This window comes from Streptomyces sp. S186 (assembly GCF_051603415.1).
Lineage (GTDB): Bacteria > Actinomycetota > Actinomycetes > Streptomycetales > Streptomycetaceae > Streptomyces.
In genome coordinates, this window is record NZ_CP193932.1 from 2,837,304 (window position 1) to 2,860,162 (window position 22,859).

General features: G+C 71.8%; 22 protein-coding genes. 13 read left to right on the forward strand and 9 right to left on the reverse strand.

Going from position 1 to position 22,859, the window contains the following annotated elements:
• The first annotated feature begins 73 nt into the window (after window positions 1-73).
• From ACRAS8_RS11665 to ACRAS8_RS11685, 5 genes are all read left to right on the forward strand, one after another.
• Window positions 74-3,910, forward strand: coding sequence for a multifunctional oxoglutarate decarboxylase/oxoglutarate dehydrogenase thiamine pyrophosphate-binding subunit/dihydrolipoyllysine-residue succinyltransferase subunit (locus ACRAS8_RS11665; protein WP_438485871.1), 3,837 nt, complete (start codon window positions 74-76; stop codon window positions 3,908-3,910).
• A 209-nt stretch (window positions 3,911-4,119) separates the two neighbouring features.
• A complete protein-coding gene (locus ACRAS8_RS11670; RefSeq protein ID WP_004937694.1) occupies window positions 4,120-4,299 on the forward strand; it encodes a DUF6104 family protein in 180 nt (59 codons plus the stop codon).
• A gap of 165 nt (window positions 4,300-4,464) precedes the next feature.
• Entirely contained in the window at window positions 4,465-5,376 is a 912-nt protein-coding gene (locus ACRAS8_RS11675; protein ID WP_438485872.1) for a DUF4097 family beta strand repeat-containing protein, read from the forward strand.
• A gap of 2 nt (window positions 5,377-5,378) precedes the next feature.
• Entirely contained in the window at window positions 5,379-6,584 is a 1,206-nt protein-coding gene (locus tag ACRAS8_RS11680; RefSeq protein ID WP_438485873.1) for a helix-turn-helix transcriptional regulator, read from the forward strand.
• A gap of 111 nt (window positions 6,585-6,695) precedes the next feature.
• Window positions 6,696-7,478 (forward strand): antibiotic biosynthesis monooxygenase family protein, encoded by a 783-nt coding sequence (locus tag ACRAS8_RS11685; RefSeq protein ID WP_438485874.1) that lies wholly within the window; start codon window positions 6,696-6,698, stop codon window positions 7,476-7,478.
• Between the two features lie 68 nt (window positions 7,479-7,546).
• Here ACRAS8_RS11685 and ACRAS8_RS11690 read toward each other — a convergent pair whose 3' ends face one another.
• Together ACRAS8_RS11690 and ACRAS8_RS11695 are read right to left on the reverse strand one after the other, a co-directional pair.
• Window positions 7,547-8,509 (reverse strand): zinc-binding dehydrogenase, encoded by a 963-nt coding sequence (locus ACRAS8_RS11690; RefSeq protein WP_438485875.1) that lies wholly within the window; start codon window positions 8,507-8,509, stop codon window positions 7,547-7,549.
• A 191-nt stretch (window positions 8,510-8,700) separates the two neighbouring features.
• Complete coding sequence (locus ACRAS8_RS11695; RefSeq protein WP_438485876.1) at window positions 8,701-9,930, reverse strand: NAD(P)-dependent malic enzyme; 1,230 nt, start codon at window positions 9,928-9,930, stop codon at window positions 8,701-8,703.
• 564 nt (window positions 9,931-10,494) lie between these two features.
• Here ACRAS8_RS11695 and ACRAS8_RS11700 point away from each other — a divergent pair.
• From ACRAS8_RS11700 to ACRAS8_RS11710, 3 genes are all read left to right on the forward strand, one after another.
• Complete coding sequence (locus tag ACRAS8_RS11700; protein WP_438485877.1) at window positions 10,495-11,469, forward strand: ABC transporter substrate-binding protein; 975 nt, start codon at window positions 10,495-10,497, stop codon at window positions 11,467-11,469.
• Window positions 11,470-11,568: 99 nt separating this feature from the next.
• Window positions 11,569-12,507 (forward strand): amino acid ABC transporter permease, encoded by a 939-nt coding sequence (locus tag ACRAS8_RS11705; RefSeq protein WP_438485878.1) that lies wholly within the window; start codon window positions 11,569-11,571, stop codon window positions 12,505-12,507.
• A 92-nt stretch (window positions 12,508-12,599) separates the two neighbouring features.
• Window positions 12,600-13,352, forward strand: coding sequence for an amino acid ABC transporter ATP-binding protein (locus ACRAS8_RS11710; RefSeq protein ID WP_438490430.1), 753 nt, complete (start codon window positions 12,600-12,602; stop codon window positions 13,350-13,352).
• A 90-nt stretch (window positions 13,353-13,442) separates the two neighbouring features.
• Here ACRAS8_RS11710 and ACRAS8_RS11715 read toward each other — a convergent pair whose 3' ends face one another.
• A complete protein-coding gene (locus ACRAS8_RS11715) occupies window positions 13,443-14,204 on the reverse strand; it encodes a class I SAM-dependent methyltransferase (RefSeq protein WP_438485879.1) in 762 nt (253 codons plus the stop codon).
• A gap of 93 nt (window positions 14,205-14,297) precedes the next feature.
• On the opposite strand from ACRAS8_RS11715, the gene ACRAS8_RS11720 reads away from it, so the two are divergent.
• Complete coding sequence (locus ACRAS8_RS11720; protein ID WP_438485880.1) at window positions 14,298-14,918, forward strand: CGNR zinc finger domain-containing protein; 621 nt, start codon at window positions 14,298-14,300, stop codon at window positions 14,916-14,918.
• Here ACRAS8_RS11720 and sodX read toward each other — a convergent pair.
• Entirely contained in the window at window positions 14,831-15,286 is a 456-nt protein-coding gene (gene sodX / locus ACRAS8_RS11725) for a nickel-type superoxide dismutase maturation protease (RefSeq protein ID WP_438490431.1), read from the reverse strand. The genes ACRAS8_RS11720 and sodX overlap by 88 nt on opposite strands.
• A gap of 165 nt (window positions 15,287-15,451) precedes the next feature.
• On the opposite strand from sodX, the gene sodN reads away from it, so the two are divergent.
• Window positions 15,452-15,847 carry a superoxide dismutase, Ni gene (gene sodN / locus ACRAS8_RS11730; RefSeq protein WP_018536147.1) on the forward strand — a complete coding sequence of 132 codons (396 nt, stop codon included), beginning with the start codon at window positions 15,452-15,454 and terminating at the stop codon, window positions 15,845-15,847.
• A gap of 183 nt (window positions 15,848-16,030) precedes the next feature.
• Here the strand turns inward: sodN and ACRAS8_RS11735 are convergent, their stop codons facing one another.
• Entirely contained in the window at window positions 16,031-16,990 is a 960-nt protein-coding gene (locus ACRAS8_RS11735) for a LysR family transcriptional regulator (protein WP_438485881.1), read from the reverse strand.
• Between the two features lie 244 nt (window positions 16,991-17,234).
• Here ACRAS8_RS11735 and snpA point away from each other — a divergent pair, with 244 nt between their 5' ends.
• Entirely contained in the window at window positions 17,235-17,897 is a 663-nt protein-coding gene (gene snpA / locus ACRAS8_RS11740) for a snapalysin (protein WP_438485882.1), read from the forward strand.
• A gap of 226 nt (window positions 17,898-18,123) precedes the next feature.
• On the opposite strand, the gene crcB is transcribed toward snpA, so the two are convergent.
• From crcB to ACRAS8_RS11755, 3 genes are read right to left on the reverse strand one after another with little or no spacing between them, the layout of a single operon-like run.
• A complete protein-coding gene (gene crcB / locus ACRAS8_RS11745; RefSeq protein ID WP_438485883.1) occupies window positions 18,124-18,498 on the reverse strand; it encodes a fluoride efflux transporter CrcB in 375 nt (124 codons plus the stop codon).
• A complete protein-coding gene (locus tag ACRAS8_RS11750; protein ID WP_438485884.1) occupies window positions 18,495-18,896 on the reverse strand; it encodes a DUF190 domain-containing protein in 402 nt (133 codons plus the stop codon). The genes crcB and ACRAS8_RS11750 overlap by 4 nt, the downstream gene beginning before the upstream one ends.
• The gene (locus tag ACRAS8_RS11755) at window positions 18,893-19,327 is read right to left on the reverse strand and encodes a fluoride efflux transporter FluC (RefSeq protein ID WP_438485885.1); all 435 of its coding nucleotides are present in this window, start codon (window positions 19,325-19,327) and stop codon (window positions 18,893-18,895) included. The genes ACRAS8_RS11750 and ACRAS8_RS11755 overlap by 4 nt, the downstream gene beginning before the upstream one ends.
• A 221-nt stretch (window positions 19,328-19,548) precedes the next feature.
• On the opposite strand from ACRAS8_RS11755, the gene ACRAS8_RS11760 reads away from it, so the two are divergent.
• On the forward strand, window positions 19,549-20,352 hold the full coding sequence (locus ACRAS8_RS11760) for a FadR/GntR family transcriptional regulator (protein ID WP_438485886.1): 804 nt from the start codon (window positions 19,549-19,551) through the stop codon (window positions 20,350-20,352).
• Window positions 20,349-21,626: a CynX/NimT family MFS transporter gene (locus ACRAS8_RS11765; RefSeq protein ID WP_438485887.1), complete on the forward strand. Its 1,278-nt coding sequence runs from the start codon at window positions 20,349-20,351 to the stop codon at window positions 21,624-21,626. Before ACRAS8_RS11760 ends, ACRAS8_RS11765 begins: the two co-directional genes overlap by 4 nt.
• 18 nt (window positions 21,627-21,644) lie before the next feature.
• Here the strand turns inward: ACRAS8_RS11765 and corA are convergent, their stop codons facing one another.
• Window positions 21,645-22,730, reverse strand: coding sequence for a magnesium/cobalt transporter CorA (gene corA, locus ACRAS8_RS11770; protein WP_438490432.1), 1,086 nt, complete (start codon window positions 22,728-22,730; stop codon window positions 21,645-21,647).
• Window positions 22,731-22,859 lie beyond the last annotated feature (129 nt).

A 22,859-nucleotide genomic window follows, 5' to 3' on the forward strand; every position in this document is an offset into this window, starting at 1 on the left:
AAAGGTCACAAGAGGCGTAGCCTTTATTCCCGCTGTCCACCACCTTAGGAAGCGGAAGAGGGCGGTTGCCGCCGTGTCGCTACAGTCCCCCAACAGTGCGAGTGTCTCGACCGAGGGCGAGCAGGGGAAGAATCCCGCTGCCGCGTTCGGGCCCAACGAGTGGCTCGTCGATGAGATCTACCAGCAGTACCTCCAGGACCCGAACTCGGTAGACCGAGCCTGGTGGGACTTCTTCGCCGACTACAAGCCGGGCGGAGCCACCGCGCCGAGCCGGCCGGCGGCGGACGCCGCCCCGTCGGCTCCCGCGCCGGCGGCCCCCGCCGCGGCCGCCCCGAAGCCCACCTCGGACGGCGCGAAGCCGGCCGCCCCGGCCCAGCCCGCCGCCCCGGCGAAGCCCGCGGCTCCCGGTGCAAGCACCGGCTCCACCGGAGCGGCTGCCGCCGCGCGCACTGATGCCGCACCGGCCGCCCCCGCCAAGAGCGCCCCGGCCAAGCCCGCGGCGAAGCCGGCGCCGGCCGCCAAGCAGCCCGCCGCGGCCCCCGAGGGCCCGGAGCTGGTCACCCTGCGCGGCCCGTCGGCGGCCGTCGCGAAGAACATGAGCGCGTCCCTGGAGCTGCCGACGGCCACGTCCGTCCGCGCGGTCCCGGTGAAGCTGCTGTTCGACAACCGCATCGTCATCAACAACCACCTCAAGCGCGCCCGCGGCGGGAAGGTCTCCTTCACGCACATCATCGGGTACGCGATGGTGCAGGCCCTCAAGGCCATGCCGTCGATGAACTACTCCTTCGCGGAGAAGGACGGCAAGCCGACGCTGGTCAAGCCCCCGCACATCAACCTCGGCCTGGCCATCGACCTGGTCAAGGCGAAGGGCGAGCGCCAGCTGGTCGTCGCGGCCATCAAGAAGGCCGAGACCATGAGCTTCTTCGAGTTCTGGCAGGCGTACGAGGACATCGTCCGCCGGGCCCGGGACAACAAGCTCACGATGGACGACTTCACCGGCGTCACCGCGTCGCTGACCAACCCCGGCGGCATCGGCACCGTCCACTCGGTGCCGCGTCTGATGCCGGGCCAGTCCATGATCATGGGCGTCGGCTCGATGGACTACCCGGCCGAGTTCCAGGGCACCTCGCAGGACGCCCTGAACAAGCTGGGCGTCTCCAAGGTCATGACGCTGACCAGCACCTACGACCACCGGGTGATCCAGGGCGCCGCCTCCGGCGAGTTCCTGCGGATCATGAGCCAGCTGCTGCTCGGCGAGAACGACTTCTTCGACGACATCTTCAAGTCGCTGCGGATCCCCTACGAGCCGGTCCGCTGGCTGCGCGACATCGACGCCTCCCACGACGACGACGTCACCAAGGCCGCCCGGGTCTTCGAGCTGATCCACTCCTACCGGGTCCGCGGCCACGTCATGGCCGACACCGACCCGCTGGAGTACCACCAGCGCAAGCACCCCGACCTGGACATCACCGAGCACGGCCTCACCCTGTGGGACCTGGAGCGGGAGTTCGCGGTCGGCGGCTTCGCCGGCAAGTCCATGATGAAGCTGCGCGACATCCTCGGCGTGCTGCGCGACTCGTACTGCCGCACCACCGGCATCGAGTTCATGCACATCCAGGACCCCAAGCAGCGCAAGTGGATCCAGGACCGCGTCGAGCGCCCGCACAAGTCGCCGGAGCGCGACGAGCAGCTGCGCATCCTGCGCCGGCTGAACTCCGCCGAGGCGTTCGAGACGTTCCTCCAGACCAAGTACGTCGGCCAGAAGCGCTTCTCGCTGGAGGGCGGCGAGTCCGTCATCCCGCTGCTGGACGCGGTCATCGACTCCGCGGCCGAGTCGCGCCTGGACGAGGTCGTCATCGGCATGGCCCACCGCGGCCGCCTCAACGTCCTCGCCAACATCGTCGGCAAGTCGTACGCGCAGATCTTCCGCGAGTTCGAGGGCAACCTCGACCCGAAGTCGATGCACGGCTCCGGCGACGTGAAGTACCACCTGGGCGCCGAGGGCACCTTCACCGGCCTGGACGGCGAGCAGATCAAGGTCTCGCTGGTCGCCAACCCCTCCCACCTGGAGGCCGTGGACCCGGTCGTCGAGGGCGTCGCCCGCGCCAAGCAGGACATCATCAACAAGGGCGGCACGGACTTCACCGTCCTGCCGATCCAGCTGCACGGCGACGCGGCGTTCGCCGGCCAGGGCGTGGTCGCCGAGACGCTGAACATGTCGCAGCTGCGCGGCTACCGCACCGGCGGCACCGTGCACATCGTCATCAACAACCAGGTCGGCTTCACCGCCGCCCCGGAGTCGTCGCGTTCGTCCATGTACGCCACCGACGTGGCCCGCATGATCGAGGCGCCGATCTTCCACGTCAACGGTGACGACCCCGAGGCCGTCGTCCGCGTCGCCCGGCTGGCCTTCGAGTTCCGCCAGGCGTTCAACAAGGACGTCGTCATCGACCTGCTCTGCTACCGGCGTCGCGGTCACAACGAGACCGACAACCCCGAGTTCACGCAGCCGCTGATGTACCACGTGATCGACAAGAAGCGCTCGGTGCGCAAGCTGTACACCGAGTCCCTGATCGGCCGCGGCGACATCACGCTGGAAGAGGCCGAGCAGGCGCTGCAGGACTTCCAGGGCCAGCTGGAGAAGGTCTTCACCGAGGTGCGGGACGCCACCGCCGCCCCGGCCCCGGCCGAGGTCCCGCGGCCGCAGGCGGAGTTCCCGGTCCACGTGGACACCGCGGTCTCCCAGGAGGTCGTGAAGCGGATCGCCGAGTCCCAGGTCAACATCCCCGACCGGGTCACCGTCCACCCGCGTCTGCTGCCGCAGCTGCAGCGCCGCGCGGCGATGATCGAGGACGGCACGATCGACTGGGGCATGGGCGAGACGCTGGCCATCGGCTCCCTGCTGATGGAGGGCACCCCCGTCCGGCTGGCGGGCCAGGACTCCCGCCGCGGCACCTTCGGCCAGCGGCACGCGGTGCTGGTGGACCGCGCCACCGGCGAGGACTACACCCCGCTGCTCTACCTCTCCGACGACCAGGCCCGCTACAACGTCTACGACTCGCTGCTGAGCGAGTACGCGGCGATGGGCTTCGAGTACGGCTACTCCCTGGAGCGGCCCGAGGCGCTGGTGATGTGGGAGGCGCAGTTCGGCGACTTCGCCAACGGAGCGCAGACCGTCATCGACGAGTTCATCTCCTCCGCCGAGCAGAAGTGGGGCCAGACGTCCGGCGTCACCCTGCTGCTCCCCCACGGCTACGAGGGCCAGGGCCCGGACCACTCCTCGGCCCGGATCGAGCGCTACCTCCAGCTGTGCGCGCAGAACAACATGACCGTCGCGATGCCGACGCTCCCGTCGAACTACTTCCACCTGCTGCGCTGGCAGGTGCACAACCCGCACCACAAGCCGCTGATCGTCTTCACCCCGAAGTCGATGCTGCGTCTGAAGGCGGCGGCGTCGAAGACGGAGGAGTTCACCACCGGCGGCTTCCGCCCGGTCATCGGCGACGCCAAGGTCAAGGCCGAGGACGTCCGCAAGGTCGTCTTCTGCTCCGGCAAGGTCTACTACGACCTGGAGGCCGAGCGGGAGAAGCGCGGCGCCTTCGACACCGCGCTGGTCCGCATCGAGCGGCTGTACCCGCTGCCGGGTGCCGAACTCCAGGCGGAGATCAAGAAGTTCCCGAACGCCGGGAAGTATCTGTGGGCGCAGGAGGAGCCGGCGAACCAGGGTGCCTGGCCGTTCCTCGGTCTCAACCTGATCGACCACCTCGACCTGGCGGTCGGCGCCGACGTCCCGCACGGTGAGCGCCTGCGCCGCATCTCGCGGCCGCACGGCTCGTCGCCGGCGGTCGGCTCGGCCAAGCGGCACCAGGCCGAGCAGGCCCAGCTGCTGGCGGAGGTCTTCGACGCGTGAGCGTCCGAAACCGCTGAGCACGGTCCGCGAAGGGCCCGTTCCACCTTCGGGTGGGGCGGGCCCTTCGGGGTTCCTCGGGGGCCGGCGGGCGTCCACGGGGGCGTCCGCGGCCCGTGGCACGGGCGGTCCGCGCGGCTGCCTATCCTGGCCGCACTGTCCCATTGACTTGCTGAACTGTCCCATTGACCTGCTGACCTGCTGGAGAGCACGTGTATTTCACCGACCGCGGTATCGAGGAGCTGGAGAACCGGCGCGGCGAGGAGGAGGTCACCCTCGGGTGGGTGGCCGAGCAACTGCGGACGTTCGTCGACCTCAACCCGGACTTCGAGGTTCCGGTGGAGCGGCTGGCCACCTGGCTGGCCCGGCTGGACGACGAGGACGACGAGTAGGGCGGCGGCCGCCGGGCTGTCTGCCGGCCGTCACCTAGGGAACGGCAGGGGCCGTATCAGGGCTGGGTCAGGGTCGGAGCCACTTGACTCCGATGGGCTGCGATATATCGTGTCTAACGAAGACGCGATATGTTGCGTTGTCCGCCTAGCCAGGGGAGGCCAGGTATGTCAGCCCGGACCGAGTGGACGGTCTCCGCATCCCGCACGCTGGAGGTCGAGGAGCCCGTCGCCACCCTCGCCGTGCGCCTGGTGGGCGGCACCGTCAATGTCGTCGGCACCTCCGAGGCCGGGCCGGCCCGGGTGGAGGTGTCCGAGCTGCACGGCCCGCCGGTGTCCGTCTCCTGCGAGGACGGCACCCTCACCGTCGGCTATGACGACCTGCCCTGGAAGGGCCTGCTGAAGTTCCTGGAGCGCAAGGGCTGGCAGCGTGGCGCGGTGGTCTCGGTGACGGTGCCGGCCGGCACCCGCGTCGAGGTCGGGGTGGTCGGCGCCACCACGGTCGTCTCGGGTGTCGCGGGCCGCACGGAGCTGCGCGGGGTCAGCGGGGACAGCACCCTCGTCGGCCTCTCCGGCCCGGTCCGCGCCGAGACCGTCTCCGGCAGCGTCGAGGCCCAGGCCCTCACCGGCGACCTCACGTTCCACTCCGTCTCGGGCGATCTGACGGTCGTCGAGGGCGCCGGCGGCGCGGTGCGCGCCGAGACCGTCAGCGGCGACATGGTCCTGGACCTGGACCCGGCGGCTGGAGCGGAGATCGAACTGAGCACGGTCTCCGGCGAGATCGCCATCCGGCTGCCCGACCCGGCCGACGCCGAGGTGGACGCCAACACCGGCACCGGCGTGGTCACCAACGCCTTCGACGACCTGCGGGTCACCGGCCAGTGGGGCACCAAGCGGATCACCGGCTCGCTGGGCGCCGGTACCGGCCGCCTCAAGGCCACCACCGTCTCCGGCGCCCTCTCCCTGCTGCGCCGCCCCGCCTACGAGGAGCCGGACGACCCCGCCGGCGACGGCCCCGTCGACGGACCTGGCGACGCCCCCTCCGCCACGACCCCGCACGCCGGGAAGAAGGTGCTCTGACCATGCCCCCCGTCTTCGCCCACGGCCGTCTGCGCCTCTACCTCCTCAAGCTGCTCGACGAGGCCCCGCGGCACGGCTACGAGATCATCCGTCTCCTGGAGGAGCGCTTCCAGGGCCTCTACGCCCCCTCCGCCGGCACGGTCTACCCGCGGCTGGCCAAGCTGGAGGCCGAGGGTCTGGTGACGCACACCACCGAGGGCGGCCGCAAGGTCTACTCGATCACCGGCACCGGCCGCGCCGAGCTGGCCGACCGCGGCGGTGAACTCGCCGAACTGGAGCTGGAGATCCGGGAGTCGGTGGCGGCCCTCGCCTCCGACATCCGGGAGGACGTCAGCGGCTCGGCGCGCGATCTGCGCCGGGAGGTCCGGGAGGCCGCCCAGCAGGCCCGGGCGGGCGCCGGGAAGGGCGGGCGCCGGTCCGCGCCCGGCGGCCGGCCGTTCCCGGAGGCTTCGGACTACTTCGACACCGCGTTCGGCGACAAGGACGCCTGGCGGCAGGCGAAGGAGGAGTTCCGGCGCGCCAAGGAGGAGTGGAAGGAACAGGCCCTCCGCGCCAAGGAGGAGAGCCGCCGGGCCCGGCAGGAGGCCCAGCGGGCCCGCAAACAGGCCCGGGACGCCCAGGTGTTCGCCCGCGAGGAGGTCCAGCGCGTCATCCGGCGCGTCCAGGAGCAGACCCAGGAAGCGGTGCGCTCCGGCGACTGGTCGGCGGCGGTGCGGGACGCGCTGAGCGAGGTCTCCCGCGAGGTCGGCCGCTACACGGGCGGCGCGTCCGGCACCGTCCCGGCCGAGGAGCCGGCCCCGGCCGCCCCGGAGAGCACGGAGCGCACGGGGGGCACGGAACGCACGGAGCGCACCGGCGCCCAGGACGGCAACCGGATCACGGTCGAGCGGATCGACCTGACCGAGGAGGCCCCGGAGGAGACCGCCCCGGAGTCCCCCGCACCGCCGGCGCCCCCCGCCGCGCACGCCCCCGAGGAGCCGCCCGCGCCCGCGTGGGCAGCCGAGCCGGGCAGCGGCGATCCGGCCCGCGACTTCGACCGCCTGCTGGACCGCTTCCGCGACGACCTGCGAGACGCCGCCCGCGACCACGGCGTCACCGCGGAACAGCTCGCGGAGTCCCGCCACCGACTGGCGTCCGCCGCCGCCCACATCGGCGGACTGCTGCGCCGGTCCGGCTCGGAGGAGCCGGCGACGGGCCCGGAGGCGTAGCTTCCGGGCCGGGGGCGCAGCCGCTCGGAGGCGCCCCCAACACACTTGACCTCAACCGCGCTTGAGGCGTCAGGCTCCTGTTCACCGTCCCCGACACACCAGGGAGCCCGTATGCCGCCCACCGCCGACTTCCCCGACGTCCGCCGCCCCGACGCGGCCACCGTGCTCGTCAGCCCGTGGCTCGTGCCCGCCGCCCGTTTCCAGCAACCGGCGGCGGACGCGGTGCTCGACGCCTGGGAGCACCAACCGCGCCCCGACGCAATGCTGGCGCTCGCCACTTTTCTGAGCACCGACGGCAGCCATGTCCTCAACTACGCGCAGTGGACCGACGACGAGGCCCACCGGGAGTGGGTGCGCACCCGGCGCCCCGCGGCCATCCGCCCCATCGACGAGGCCATCCCGGGCATCCGCCGCCCGGGCCTGATCCGTTATCGCCGCTACCGCAGCTACGTGTCCGAGGAACGCGCCACCCGGGCCCCGGGGTTCCTGCTCACCCCGGCGTTCGCCACCACCGGCCCGGATGCCCAGCGGGCCCTCGCCGACGCCGTACTCCGGATGCTGGCCGAGCAGCCGATACCGGGGATGCTCGGCGCCCACTTCCACTTCTCGCACGACGGCGGACGGGTGCTCAACTACGGGGAGTGGGCGGACGTTTCGGCCTGGCGGGCGTTCACGGACAGCGACGCTCCGGCCCGGCTCCGGGCGGCGATCGAGGCCCTGTCCGGTGTCGCGCCCGCCCCGGCGGTGCCGGTGGACGCTGCGCCGTTGAACGCTGTGTCGTTTAACGACGTGTCGTTTAACGACGTGGGTGCGGGCACGCCCGGCGTACCGGCCGTGCCCGGCTATGTCCTGCACCGGAGCCTCGTCAACGTCCCGCCCCCACAGGCCCGTTGACGGCTGTACGGCGCCGGCCACCGCCCCGTCAAACCGTCACTCCGTCCCCCCGTCACACCGTCACACCGTCACACCGTCAGCACGACCTTCCCGAAGAGCTCCCCCTCGGCCATCTTCGCGAAGCCCTCGCGGGCACGGTCCAGCGGCAGGGTGGAGTCGATCACCGGTCGGACGCCCTTGGCGGCGCAGAAGCTCAGCAGTCCGGCCAGTTCCTCCTTGCTGCCCATCGTCGAGCCGACGATCTTCAGCTCCAGGAAGAAGATCCGGTTGAGCTCCCCGTTCTTGGGCGTGAAGCCGCTGGTGGCGCCCGAGATCACCAGAGTCCCGCCGGGCCGCAGCGACTTGACCGAGTGCGACCAGGTGGCGGCGCCGACCGTCTCGATCACCGCGTCCACCCGCCGGGGCAGCCGCTCGCCGGTCGCGAACGCCGCCTCGGCGCCCAGCTCCACGGCGCGCTTGCGCTTGGTCTCGTCCCGGCTGGTGGCGAAGACCCGCAGGCCCGCGGCGGCGCCCAGGACGATGGCGGCGGTCGCCACCCCGCCGCCGGCGCCCTGGACCAGCACGCTGTCCCCGGGCCGGACCCCGGCGTTGGTGAACAGCATCCGGTACGCGGTCAGCCAGGCGGTGGGCAGGCACGCGGCCTCGGCGAAGGACAGGCCGGCGGGCTTGGGGAGGACGTTCCAGGTGGGCACGGTGACCCGCTCGGCGAAGGTGCCCTGGTAGCGCTCGGTGAGGATGGACGGCTTCTCGTCGGGGCCGACGCCGTGGCCGGTCTGGCCGATGACGGAGTGCAGGACGACCTCGTTGCCGTGCTCGTCGATGCCGGCGGCGTCGCAGCCGAGGATCATCGGGAGCGACTCCTCGGTGATCCCGACGCCGCGCAGCGTCCACAGGTCGTGGTGGTTGAGGGAGGCGGCCTTGACGTCGACGGTGGTCCAGCCGGGGCGGGCCGCGGGGGCCGGGCGCTCCCCCAGTTCGAGGCCGTTCAGCGGCTGGTCGCGGTCGATGCGGGCGGCGTAGGCAGCAAACATGATCCCAAACTAGGCCGCGGGGGCGCGCCGCGACAGCGGGCGCGGGTGTGACACGCGCCGCCTCGCCGGGGACGCGGGCGTCCGGAATCCCACCGCCTTTTCCGGCCGTCGGCGCAGATGCCCGACGGGCCGGGCCAACACCCCGCGAGGGGTGCCGGTCCGGCCCGTCGGCGGTGTCCGGCAAGGTGAGGTCAGCGCCGGGCGACGCCCTCCGCACGGGCGGCGGCCGCGACGGCCGCGGTGACGGCCGGGGCAACCCGCTCGTCGAACGGCGAGGGGATGACCTTGTCCGCGCTGAGCTCGTCGGCGACGACGGCGGCCAGCGCCTCCGCGGCGGCGAGCTTCATGCCCTCGGTGATCTGCGCGGCGCGCACCTGCATGGCGCCGGCGAAGATGCCGGGGAAGGCCAGCACGTTGTTGATCTGGTTGGGGAAGTCGCTGCGCCCGGTGGCGACCACGGCGGCGTACTTGTGGGCGACGTCCGGGTGGATCTCCGGGTTGGGGTTGGCCATCGCGAAGATCATCGAGTCCTTCGCCATCTTCGCCACCGCCTCCTCGGGCACCGTGCCGCCGGAGACGCCGATGAAGACGTCGGCGCCGTCCAGCGCCTGCTCCAGGGAGCCGGTCAGGCCCGCCTTGTTGGTGAAGCCGGCCAGCTCGCGCTTGACGTCCGTGAGGTCGCCGCGGTCGGCGGAGACGACGCCCTTGCGGTCGCAGACCGCCACGTCCCCGATGCCCGCCTCGACGAGGATCCTGGCGATGGCGACCCCGGCCGCGCCGGCGCCCGAGATGACCGCCCGCAGCTCGCCCAGCGACCGGTCCGTGAGCTTGGCGGCGTTGCGCAGCGCGGCGAGGGTGACCACGGCGGTGCCGTGCTGGTCGTCGTGGAAGACCGGGATGTCCAGGCGCTCCTTGAGCTTGCGCTCGATCTCGAAGCACCGGGGCGCCGAGATGTCCTCCAGGTTGACGCCGCCGAAGGAGGGCGCGAGGCGGACGACGGTGTCCACGATCTCGTCGGCGTCGGTGGTCGCGAGCGCGATCGGGACCGCGTCCACCCCGCCGAACTGCTTGAAGAGGATGGCCTTGCCCTCCATCACCGGAAGGGATGCCTCCGGTCCGATGTCGCCCAGGCCCAGCACCGCGGTGCCGTCCGTGACCACGGCCACGACCTGGGACTTCCATGTGTAGTCGTGCACGAGCTCGGGCCGCTCGGCGATGGCGCTGCACACCTTGGCGACGCCCGGCGTGTACGCGAGGGACAGGTCGTCCTTGTCCCTGACCGGCACCGTTGACTGGATGGCCATCTTGCCGCCGCGATGCAGCGCGAAGGCCGGGTCGAAGAGTTCGCCGGACGTGCCGTCCGCGCCGCCTCCCGCGCCCGTCTCGCTGTCGCTGCGAGGATTGACGATCTCCGCTGCCACTGTTCTCTGACCCCTTTGTCGTAAATCTGTTGAGGGTTGACCACTCCCTGGTTGAGGAGTGGGCGGGCACCGCGCCCGTGCCCTGTGCGGCGGATGGCCGCCGCGCGGGGGGAGGTACGGACGCCGGGCGCGCCGCACACGCGCCCTGAGCCCCGGATGAGGGGTGTAACGAACCTTTCTACCGGACGGGCGCGCGCGGCGACGAGTCAGATTCGTTACCTGCCGGTACAAGGCTCCGACAATAGCGACGGATTGGCGGAAAACGCCGGAGATCCCCCAGGACTGTCCGAATTCCGAGACGCCGCCGCGCTCACGGAGCGGCCCGCCGCACCACCGGGCCGCGCTTTCCCTTGCACCGCAAGGCCGAGAAGCGCCCTTCTCCGTCCGTTATCCGATTTTGACCTGAACGGCAGTCCGAATACCGGAGTCCGGATGGCAAGATTCCCGTCACCGACCGAGGGCGCGACGTCCAAAGGTGGCCAAAGGTGTGTGCACACCCCCTTCTCACCAGCACGTCGGCTGCCCACACTGGCACGTCGGTCACCCACCCGCAGGAGGATCCGCATGACCGCAGACACCATCCGTCGCGCGGCGGCCGGCAGGTCCGTTCGGACCGCCGCCGCGATAGCCACGGTCACCGCATCGCTGCTGCTGCTCAGCGCCTGCGGTGACCAGACGGACGCGGCGATCGCCCGGCGGGAGGCGGCCAAGAACCGGAATCCGCACGCCCCCCTCTTCAACCGGCTCCCCAAGGATGTCCAGGACAAGGCGATGCTGCAGGTCGGCTCGGACATCACCTACAAGCCGGTGGAGTTCCGCTCGAACGGCGCGGTGGAGGGCATCGATCCGGATCTCGCGGCGGCGCTCGGCAAGGAATTGGGCATCAAGCTCAATTTCAACAACGCCACTTTCGACACCCTCATGGGCGGCCTGAAGTCCAAGCGCTACGACATCGCGATGTCGGCGATGACGGACACCAAGGACCGGCAGCAGGGCATCGACTCCGGCACCGGCAAGAAGATCGGCGAGGGCGTCGATTTCGTGGATTACCTCAACGTCGGTGTCTCGCTCTACACCCAGAAGGGCAAGACCAAGGGCATCGACAGCTGGGAGGCCATGTGCGGCAAGAAACTCGCCGTGCAGCGCGGCACCGTCTCCCACGACCTGGCCAAGGACAAGTCCAAGGCATGTGAGGACGGCGGCCAGCAGCCGATCTCCATCGAGGCGTTCGACAACGACTCCGAGGCCCAGACCCGGCTGCGGACCGGCGGGGTGGACGCGGTCTCCAGCGACTACCCGGTCGCGGCCTACGCGGTGAACGTCTCCGGCGGCGGCAACGACTTCCAGATGGTCGGCGGTGCCCCGCTCAAGGCGGCGCCCTACGGCATCGCCGTCCCCAAGGGGCAGGCGCAGCTGCGCGACGCGCTCAAGGCGGCCGTGGAGCTGGTGATCAAGAACCACGCATACGACGGCGTCCTGGCCAAGTGGAACGTCAAGGGCGCCGCGGTCAAGGAAGTGCAGATCAACGGCGGCAGCTGAGCCGGCGTCCGGCTCCGTCCCGCCGGTTCCGTCCCGCCGGCGCGCTCCGCGCGGCCACCCCCCACGCCTCTCCCGCCACCCGCTGAAAGGCTTTTCTCCGTGTCAGTTGACGTCGACAAGCCGGCCGAGCCGCCGGCGGCCGCTCCGCCGACCCAGCCCGAGCCCATCAAAGCCATACCGGTCCGCCACTACGGGCGCTGGGTCGCCGCGCTCGTCGTCATCGGGCTGCTGGCCCTGCTCGTCCGGGCCTTCGCCTCCGGGAAGGTCAACTGGGGCGCGATACCGGAGTACATGTTCAACGCGGACATCCTCAAGGGCCTGCGCAACACCCTGTGGATCACCGTGCTGTCGATGGTGATCGGCATCGTGCTGGGCGTGATCCTGGCGGTCATGCGGCAGTCCAGGAACCCGGTGACCAAGTCGGTGTCGTGGTTCTACATCTGGTTCTTCCGCGGCACCCCGGTATACGTCCAGCTCTTCCTGTGGTTCAACCTCGGCCTGGTCTTCCAGTACATCGACATCATGCCGATCTACAAGGACGAGTGGTCGGACTTCATGACCCCGTTCCTGTGCGCGCTGCTCGGCCTCGGTCTCAACGAGGCCGCGTACATGGCCGAGATCTGCCGGGCCGGCCTGAACGCCGTCGACGAGGGCCAGACCGAGGCGGCGCACGCGCTGGGCATGAGCCATGGAAAGACGCTGCGCCGGATCATCGTGCCGCAGGCGATGCGGGTGATCGTGCCGCCGACCGGCAACGAGGTCATCAACATGCTCAAGACCTCGTCCCTCGTCATCGCCGTCCAGTACTACGACCTGCTGCAGGCCGCACAGAACGTCGGCCGGGACTCCGGTGTGGTGGTCGAGATGCTGATCCTGGCCGCCGCCTGGTACCTGATCGCCACGACGGTGCTCAGCATCGGCCAGTACTACCTGGAGCGCTACTACGCCCGCGGCTCCAGCCGTCAGCTTCCGCCCACCCCGTTCCAGCGCCTCAAGGCGAAGCTGGCCGGCCCGAACCGCGCCGGAGGTGCGGCATGAGCACGAGCAAGAACTCCGGCAAGGCCACGAAGAAGGCCGCCGAGAAGGCCGTTGAGGCTGAGAAGACCGTTGAGAAGGCCGCGTCCGTGCCGATGGTCAAGGCCGAGGGCGTCCACAAGTCCTTCGGCACCGCGCACATCCTCAAGGGGATCGACCTGGAGGTCGCGCCCGGGGAGGTCTTCTGCCTGATCGGCCCGTCCGGTTCCGGCAAGTCGACGTTCCTGCGGTGCATCAACCACCTGGAGAAGATCAACGCCGGCCGGCTGTCGGTCGACGGCGAACTGGTCGGCTACCGCGAGCACAACGGCAAGCTCTACGAGCTGCGCGACCGCGAGGTCGCCGCCCGCCGCCGGGACATCGGCATGGTCTTCCAGCGCTTCAACCTCTTCCCGCACATGACCGCGCTGGAGAACATCATGGAGGCGCCGGTCCAGGTCAAGGGCGAGTCCAAGGCGGCCGCGCGGGAGCGGGCGGCGGCGCTGCTGGAGCGGGTCGGGCTGGGCGACAAGGCCGGCAACTACCCCTCCCAGCTCTCCGGCGGCCAGCAGCAGCGGGTGGCGATCGCCCGGGCGCTGGCCATGGAACCGAAGCTGATGCTCTTCGACGAGCCGACCTCGGCCCTCGACCCGGAGCTGGTCGGCGACGTCCTGGACGTCATGAAGGACCTGGCGGCCGACGGCATGACGATGGTCGTGGTGACCCACGAGATGGGCTTCGCCCGCGAGGTCGGCGACTCGCTGGTCTTCATGGACAACGGCGTGGTGGTCGAATCCGGCCATCCCCGCGACGTCCTCACCAACCCCCGCCACGAGCGGACCCAGTCATTCCTGTCGAAGGTGCTCTGAACGCTCCGGGGTCCTCTGAACGCATCGGCGCGGCGGGCGGCACCCTCGTGGTCCCGCCCGCCGCGCCGCACACCGCGCCGGCGCCGGGCGCTACTTCAGCGCCAGGACGAGGCTGTCCGTCGGCGAGGCCCACACCGGGCGGGCCTCCGCGAACCCGGCCTCGCGCAACGCCCCGACGTGCCACTGCACGGCCGGCGTGTCCCCGTCCGCGTGCTCGCCGTAGATCTCGAAGCGCTCGGCGGTCGGCCCGGCCAGCCGCGGGTCGGCGGCGGCCAGCCGCCACCACTCGGCCCAGTCCGCCGTACCGGCCTCCTTGGCCCGCGCCATCCGCTCGTGCCGGAACTCCCGCTCGGCGGCGTTGATCCGCGGGGTGGCGTCGTCGGGCATGTGGTCGGCGTTGAGGAACACCCCGCCGTCCCGGACAAGGCCGCCCAGCCGCCCGTACAGCGTCCGCAGCTCCGGGGTGTGCAGCCAGTGCAGCGCGGTGGCGGTGAGCACCGCGTCATAGGAGTCGTGGGGGAGCTTCTCCGGCCACGCCGGGTCCTTGAGGTCGGCGCGGACGAAGCGCACCCGCGGCTCGTCCGCGAAGTAGCCCTCCGCGATGGCCAGCAGCGCGGGGTCGAGGTCCACCCCCACACTTTCGGCTTTCGGGAACCTCTTCAGCAGCCGGTCGGAGATACTGCCCGTACCGCATGCCAGATCGAGCACCCGCGGTTCGGGGCCCACGAGCGCCTCGACCATGTCGAGCATCACCCGGAACCGCTCCTCGCGGTCGGGCATGTACCACTCCTGCTGCCGATCCCAACTCTCCTGCCATGCCTGCCAGCCCCCGTCGACAACGGTCTCGGTCATCACAACCCCTCCGGCCCGTAATACCCTCGTAGCGACAACACCCATTACGCAGGTGGGTACCTGCACCCTAGCCCCGCGCCGTAAGGACTACAAGTGGAACTGGCCTATTACTCGGACTACGCCGTGCGGCTGGTCAACACCGAGCAGCCCGAGCGCGGCGGGGACAGCCTGACCTCCGTCGAGGCGGTCCGGGAGCTCTTCGGCCCGACCAAGCAGGCCGCCCGGCGGGCCACCGAGAGCGATGTGACGCGGCTGCGCACGGTCCGCTCCCGGCTCCGCGCCGTCTTCGAGGCCGCCGACCGCGGTGACGAGGTGCTCGCCGTCGACCTGCTGAACGCGCTGATGATGGAGTTCCCGGTCAGCCCGCAGATCTCCGGCCACGAGTTCCGCGATGACGACGGGCGCCCCAAGTGGCACATGCACATCGCCGACCACGCCGCCAACGCCACCGCCGGCTTCACCGCGACCGCCTGCATGGGACTGGCCTTCCACCTCACCGAGCTGGGCGTGGACCGGCTGGGCATCTGCGAGGCCAAGCCCTGCCGCAACGCCTACCTGGACACCTCGACCAACCGCTCCCGGCGCTACTGCTCCGACCGCTGCGCCACCCGCGCCAACGTCGCCGCCTACCGCGCCCGCAAGCGCCTGGAGAGCGGCCGCACCGCCGAGAGCGCCCAGGCACCCCAGTCGAGCACCGCCCGCGGGGAGCGCTGAAGGCCGCGCGGCGGCCGCAGCCGCAGCCAGGCCCGGGCGATCACCAGCTCGTCGGGGACCGCCCCGAACTCCCGGCTGTCGTTCTCCACGTAGGGGTTGTCACCGCGCACCCACCAGCCGCCGTCCCGCCGCTCCACCGCGCGCTTGACGATCAGCAGGTCCTGGCGGAACGGGTGCCGCAGTACGACCACGTCACCGGGGCGCACCACCGCCCCGTACCGGACCAGCAGGTGGTCCCCCGGCTGGAGCGTCGGCACCATCGAGGGGTTGTAGACCTCCGCCAGTCCGAACGACCGCAGCGGCCCGCCGCGCACCGGCTCCGCGCCGCCACCGCCCTCCCGCTCCGGCTCGCGCACCCGCTCCGGCATCCCTACCTCCCGGTCCAGCCCCCGTGCGACGTTCACCGGACCATCCTCCATCAGTCCCGCCCCGGCACCGGACTTTTGCCCTAAGACCCCCGGGGCACCCGAGAAAAGCCTTCCCGTACCGAGTAATCTCGCACGTGAGAAGACGATCACGAGGAAGGACTGAACATGCTTTCCCGCCTGTTCGCCCCCAAGGTGAAGGTCAGCGCCCACTGCGACCTGCCCTGCGGCGTGTACGACCCGGCCCAGGCCCGCATCGAGGCCGAGTCGGTCAAGGCCGTCCAGGAGAAGTACCAGGCCAACGAGGACCCGGACTTCCGCACCCGCGCCGTCCTGATCAAGGAGCAGCGGGCCGAGCTGGCCAAGCACCACGTCTCGGTGCTGTGGAGCGACTACTTCAAGCCCCCGCACTTCGAGAAGTACCCGGAGCTGCACCAGCTGGTCAACGACACCCTCAAGGCCCTGAGCGCCGCCAAGGGTTCGAACGACCCGGCCACCGGCCAGAAGGCCCTGGACCTGATCGCCCAGATCGACAAGATCTTCTGGGAGACCAAGAAGGGCTGAGCCCGGCTCCGCGCCGTCGACCTGCGGTCTTCCCGATCGCCTGGTCTCCTGACCGCACCCGGTCCGCGAACCGCCGCAACCCGGCGGCCCTGCGGGCCGGGTGCGGTCGTTGTGGGGGGGCGCCGGGCCGGCGGCGATGGCCCCGCGCCGGGCGATAGCGCCGCGCTATAGGGCCCTGACGCCTCAGCCGCCGGGGGTCAGCATGCCGCCGTGCCGGACCAGCCAGCCGTGGTATGCCTCGCTGGCCCAGGCGATCTCCGTGTACGCGGCGGTGAGGTCGGCGAACAGGTCGCGGGCGGAGGCGGCCGGCGGGCCGTCCGCGCGGCAGGCCATGAAGAGCCGGACCGCCAGCGGGTCGCCGTGCAGCGGGCGGATCGCCATGCCGGGGCGGGAGCGGGCGGTGGGCTGGCAGGGGGTGACCACCTCGCCGGCCATGACGAGGTCCACGGCGGTGAGGTAATCGCCGTGCACCACCCGGGGGTTGATGCCGGCGGCGGCCCAGATGCGGCGCAGCCCGGCCCACTCGCCGTCCACCGTCGGATCGACCATCCACTGGTCGCCGGCCAGGTCGGCGACCCGGACGACGCCCCGCCCGGCCGCCGGGTGGTTTTCGGCCAGGGCGATGAACTGCGGCTCGCGGGCGAGGAGTTCGTACTCCACCACGCCGTCGGGGACGCGCAGCGGGGCGCCCTCGACCTCGTGCACGAAGGCCGCGTCCAGCTGCCCCATCGCCACCATGTGAAGCAGGGCGTTGGCGGACACATCTGTACGTATCGTGGTGTCGGTCTCGGGCAGCCGGGCGCGCAGCCGGCGCAACCAGCCCGCGACGGCCGGGCTGTTGGTGCTGCCGATCCGCAGCCGGGTGCCCTCCTCCCTGACCGAGACCGAGGCGATGTCCTCGACAAGCGCCCGCATCTCGGCCACTATCGGCCGGGCGCGACAGAGCACGGAGTGCCCGAGGGGGGTGGGTCGGCTGCCGGTCGGCTCGCGGAAGAAGAGCTGGCCGCCCAGGGCCTTCTCGATGCGGTGGAGCTGGGTCGTCAAGGAGGGCTGCGTCATTCCCAGCTGGCGGGCCGCCTTGCGCACGCTGCCGGTGTCCGCGATGGCGCACAGGGCGCGCAGGTGCCTTACCTCTAGCTCCACGCCGGGAGCATAAACGCGCGGGCGCGGCTCACACCAGACTCTTCCGCCACCTGCGAACTCCGGCTCTTCACCGGCACGTTGGCCCGCCGCCACCGGGGGTATTGGTTCGGGCTATCGCCACCTGGCATCTCCGTCCCACGGGTGAACTCCGTCCACACTCAACGGCACCAAGAAATCCGCAGGGCCCCGGCCGCCGCCCCACACGGCGGCCGTACGGCCCCTCGGAAATTAAGGAGCCCCCCACATGAGATCTCCCAAGACGGCGCTGTCGGCTGCGCTCGGTCTGGGCCTCGCCGCCGCGCTCGCCGCGGCCGCGCCGGTGTCGGCGACCACCCCCTCCGCACACTCCGCCTCCCCTCACAGCACCCCCGCCTCGATCGCCGCCTACACCGGTTCGCCGGCGGAGAAGGCGAACACCAAGGCGTTCTTCGACGCCGTCATGAAGTCGGCCAGGGCCAAGCTCAAGGCCAACCCGCACCTGAAGTCGGTGACCGTCACCTACGACGCGAGCGCCGCCCCGACCTTCGCGAACGAGATATCCCAGAGCGCCTCCATATGGAACGGCGCCGTCAAGAACGTCAAGCTGCAGCAGGGCAGCGGCGGCGACTTCCAGTACAAGGAGGGCAACGACCCGCGCGGTTCGTACGCCAGCACCGACGGCCACGGCAAGGGCTTCGTCTTCATCGACTACAGCCAGGCCCAGCAGTACAACCGCACCCGCATCGTGGCGCATGAAACCGGCCATGTACTGGGCCTGCCGGACCACTACGAGGGTCCCTGCAGCGAGCTGATGTCCGGCGGCGGGCCCGGCCCGTCCTGCCAGAACACCCAGCCGGACGCCAACGAGCGGGCCCAGGTGGACCAGCTCTGGGCGAACGGCCTGGCCGGGGCCCGCTTCGGCGGCTGACCCGGGCCGGTCCCTGGACGCGGCACGGCGGTCGGCCCGCCGTCCCCCGGCCGGGCTGACGGTGGCCGGGCAGGCGGCGGGCCGGGGCTGACGGAACCGGTACCTGGCGGCCGGTTCCGTACCCCCACCAGCCCTGACATTCCGCACGTCCGCCCTTGCGGTGGGGCTCCTCCCCGAGCCCCACCGCTCGCGTGTGTACGGAGCCCCGTCGGAAGCGCGCTGGGCGTCAGGACCAGAGGGCCCGGCCGAGGGCGACCCCGGCGAAGGCGGCGGCCAGCCCGGCCACCAGGGTCAGGGCGACGTTGAGCACGGCGTACCGGCGCGCCCCGTCGGCGGTCAGCCTGAGGGTCTCGTAGGAGAACGTCGAGTACGTCGTCAGGGCCCCGCACAGGCCGGTGCCGAGCAGCAGTTGGGCGTGCGGGCCGGCGACTCCGGCGGCGGCCGCGCCCGTCAGCAGGCCGAGGACCAGGCTGCCGGCGACGTTGACGGCGAACGTCCCCCAGGGGAGGACGGAGTCGTGCCGGGCCTGGACGAAGCGGTCGGTGAGGAAGCGCAGCGGTGCCCCGACCATGGCACCGGCCACCACCAGCAGCCAGTTCACCCCTGTGTGTCCTCCCCGCCGGCGGTGCGGTCCGCCCGGCCCCGGAACGCGATCATCTCGCACGGGTCGAGGGTCACCAGGCCCCCGCCCGCGAGGAGTTCGGACAGCTGCGGCAGGAACGCCCGCACCCGCTCCTCGGTGTCCACCACGATCACCGCCACCGGCAGTTCCTCGCTGAGCGACAGCAGCCGCTGGGTGTGGATCAGCGAGGTCGCCCCGAAGCCCTCGACCCCGCGGAAGACACTCGCCCCGGCCAGGCCCGCGGCGCGGGCGCGGTGCACGATCTCCGCGTAGAGCGGCCGGTGGTGCCAGACGTCCTGCTCGCCGACGAGGACGGTCATGCGCAGGGCCGGGCTGCCGGCGGGAGGCGTCGGCGGGTGCGCCGTACGGTCCGTCATGCCGGCCGCCGCAGTCCGAGGAGCGCCCGGGTGGCGGTCCCGGCCAGCGCCACCGCCGCCAGCGCGGCGAGCAGGGTGCCGGCGAGGTAGGCGAGGGCGAGCGGCAGCCGTCCGGCGGACACCAGGCGCTCGATGTCCACGGCATAGGTGGAGAAGGTGGTGAAGCCGCCGAGGATGCCGGTGCCCAGGAACGGCCGGAGCAGCCGGTGGGCGGTCCACACCTCGGAGATCAGCACCATCAGGACGCCCATCAGCGCACAGCCGACGGCGTTGATCACGAGGGTGGTCCAGGGGAAGGCGGCGTCGGCGGCCGGCCAGAGCAGGCCGGCGCCGTAGCGGGCGGTGGCGCCGAGGGCACCGCCCGCGGCCACCGCGCCGATCACCGGCCACTCGCCCTGCCAGGGCAACGGCCGGCGGGCTCGCTCGTGCATCGTCCGCGGCTCTCCCTGTCTGTAGGTCTGCGCGCCCGGGTCTGTGTGTCCGGCCGGTCCGCCGAGGGGCGTCACCGCCCTCAGGCTAAGCCCCGTCATTTGACACCGCTAAACATGGGATGTTCCCATCACCGGTGGAATAACCGGAGAATTCGAGGGGTCCGGCCGGCCGGGACCCGGCGGACGCAGACCCGCGGAACGCGGACGAGAGGACGGCGCCGATGCCACTGCGCAGTACCGCCCGCACCAGCCTCGTCGAGCTGGTCATCGAGCAGATGGAGCGGCTGATCGCCGACGGCGAGTGGCCGGTCGGCGCGAAGATCCCGCCCGAGCCGGTGCTCGTCACACAGCTGGACGTCGGCCGGAACACCGTCCGCGAGGCGGTCCGCGCCCTGGTGCACACCGGAATGCTGGAGCCCCGGCAGGGCGACGGGACGTATGTCCGCGCCCGCAGCGGCTTCGGCGCCGCGGTCCAGCGCAGGCTGCGCCGGGCCGCCAACCTGGAGACGTACGAGGTCCGTTCCTGCCTGGAGCGGGACGCCGCCCGGCACGCCGCCGAGCGCCGCACGGACGAGGACCTGGCCGCACTGCGGGAGGCGCTGGCGGTGCGCGACCGGGCCTGGGCCGACGGCGACGCCGACCGGTTCGTCGAGGCGGACCTGCGCTTCCACCGGGCGGTCGCGGCCGCCGCGCACAACACCCTGCTGGCCGAGCTGTACGAGCAGTTCGGCGACGCGCTGCGGGACGCCGTGGCGGCCGTGGTCGGCACGCCGCTGCTGCCCGACGCGGTCCGCCACCAGTTCGACGCGCACACCGCGATCGTCGACGCCATCGAGGCCCGGGATCCGGAAGCCGCCGAGCGGGCGGCGCTGGCGCACCTCGCCGAGGCCGCCGCCGCGCTGCGCGACCCGGCCGACGGCGGCGACGACAGCGGCAACAGGGGCGACAGCGGCGGTGACGACGGGATCGCGCCGTACGCCGGCGCGGACGGAAACGACGGGACACAGGAGGAAACCCAGCGATGACGCACGGACCGGCATCGGGCATATCGGAGGCGCCGCCGCGGCCGGCCGGACGGGCCGCGGCGGCGGACGCGACCGGGCCGGACCCGGCCGGCACCACCGGCCGCCGCGCCCTGTATCTCGGCATCGGCGTCGTGCTGCTCGCCCTGAACCTGCGCCCCGCGCTGGTCGCGGTCTCCCCGCTGGCCGGCACCATCCGCGCGGACAGCGGGATGTCGGCGGCCGCCACCAGCCTGCTGACCGCGCTGCCGCTGCTCTGCTTCGGGCTGCTGGCACCGGTCGCCCCGCGGCTGGGCCGGCGGCTGGGCATGGAGCGCTCGCTGCTCGGCACCATGGTGCTGATCTGCCTGGGCACCGGGCTGCGGCTGCTGGACTCGGTGGTGGCGCTGTTCGCCGGCACGGTCGTGATCGGCGCCGGGATCGCGGTCGCCAACGTTCTGCTGCCGGGCCTGATCAAGCGGGACTTCCCGGCGAAGGCCGGCCTGATGACCGGGCTCTACTCGATGTCGCTGTTCGGCGGCGCGGCGCTGGCGGCCGGTGTCACCGTCCCGGTGCGGCAGGCCGCCGGGCTCTCCTGGCAGGCCACGTTGGCCTGTTGGGGCTCGCTGGCGGTGCTGGCGCTGCTCGTGTGGCTGCCGCAGGTCCGGGCCCGTACGCGGGTGTCGGAGGCGGCCGCCCGGCAGGCCGCCCACCCCGTCCGCGGCCTGTGGCGCTCGCCGCTGGCCTGGCAGGTCACCGGCTTCATGGGCCTGCAGTCGCTGAGCTACTACGCGGCCGCCGCCTGGCTGCCGACGATGCTGAAGGACGCCGGGATGAGCGCGGGCGACGCCGGCTGGATGCTGTCGTTCTCCTCGCTGCTGGGGATCGCGGGCTCGTTCCTGGCGCCGGTGATCGTCGGCCGCCGGCTGCGGGCCGGCACGCCGGCCGCGCTGGGCGCGGTGCTGTGCGCGGCGGGCTTCGCCGGCATGTGGACGGCGCCGGTCGGCGGCGCGTACCTGTGGATGACGCTGCTGGGTCTGGGCCAGGGGGCGGCGATCAGCCTGGCGCTGCTGTTCATCGTCCAGCGCGCCCCGGACACCCGCCACGCCAGCCAACTCTCCAGCATGGCCCAGTGTTTCGGCTACATCCTGGCCGCCACCGGCCCGGCGGTGCTGGGCGCCGTCCATGACGCCTCGGGCAGCTGGGCCGGCCCGCTGGTGGTGCTGCTGGTCCTGCTGGTGCCGCAGGTGGCGGCGGGACTGGGCGCCGCCCGGCCCCGGCACGTCGCGGGTCGGTGAACGGCCGGGACGGCGCCCCTACAGCCAGCCGTTCCGCTTGAAGCCGCGGTGCATCAGCCAGCAGACCCCCACCATCACGGCCATCACCAGCGGATAGCCGAACGGCCAGCTCTTCTCCGGCATGTACTCGAAGTTCATGCCGTAGATGCCGGTGACCATGGTGGGGACGGCCAGGATCGCGGCCCAGGCGGACATCCGGCGCATCGCCTCGTTCTGGGCGTTGGCGACCTGGGCGAGGTGGGCCTGGAGTATGGAGTTGAGGAGTTCGTCGAAGCCGGTGATCCGCTCGCGGACCTGGTCGAGGTGGTCGGCGACGTCCCGGAAGTAGGTCTTGGTCCGGGGGTCGATGAACTGCAGGGAGCGGGTCGTCAGCTCCTGGAGGGGGCGGTCCAGCGGGACCACCGCCCGCTTGAACTCCAGGAGTTCGCGCTTGAGCTGGTAGATCCGGTCGGCGCCGCGGCTGCCGCGGACCGAGAAGACCTCGCTCTCGACGTCGTCGATGTCGTCCTGGACGTGGGCGGCGACGTCGAGGTAGTCGTCCACGACGAGGTCGGCGATGGCGTGCAGTACGGCGGACGGGCCGAGCGCGAGCTGGTCCGGGTCGCGCTCCAGCTGCTCGCGCAGCGGGCCCAGGGAGCCGTGGCCGCCGTGCCGCACCGTGATCACGAAGTCGGCGCCGGTGAAGACCATGATCTCGCCGGTGTCGACGACCTCGCTGGTCTCGGTGAGCTGGTCGTGCTCGACATAGCGGACGGTCTTGAAGACGGTGAACAGCGAGTCGTCGTAGTGCTCCAGCTTGGGGCGCTGGTGGGCGTGGACGGCATCCTCGACGGCGAGCGGGTGCAGCCCGAACAGCTCGACGATGCCGGCGAACTCGACCTCGGAGGGCTCGTGCAGGCCGATCCACACGAAGCCGTCGCCGGTCCGCCGGACCTGCCGGATCGCCTCCTCGGCCGGCTGGTGGCCGTCCTGGCGCACCCCGGAGACGTAGACCGCGCAGTTCACCACGGCTGTGCCGAGCGGCGAGCGGGCGGGGTGGCTGAGGTCCACCCCGCCCGGTCGCGGCTGCGGCAGCCGGACGGCTTTGCGGAGGTTGCTGATCATCGACACCCGGTCAGTATCGCCCGTGGGGGCGCGCGAGGGGTACGGCCGGTACGTCATTTTGCGCACTCAGCACCCCGTCGTGGTACGGGCCGTGCCGTTCGTTTGCCGGCGCGCCCCTGGGCGTGCGCC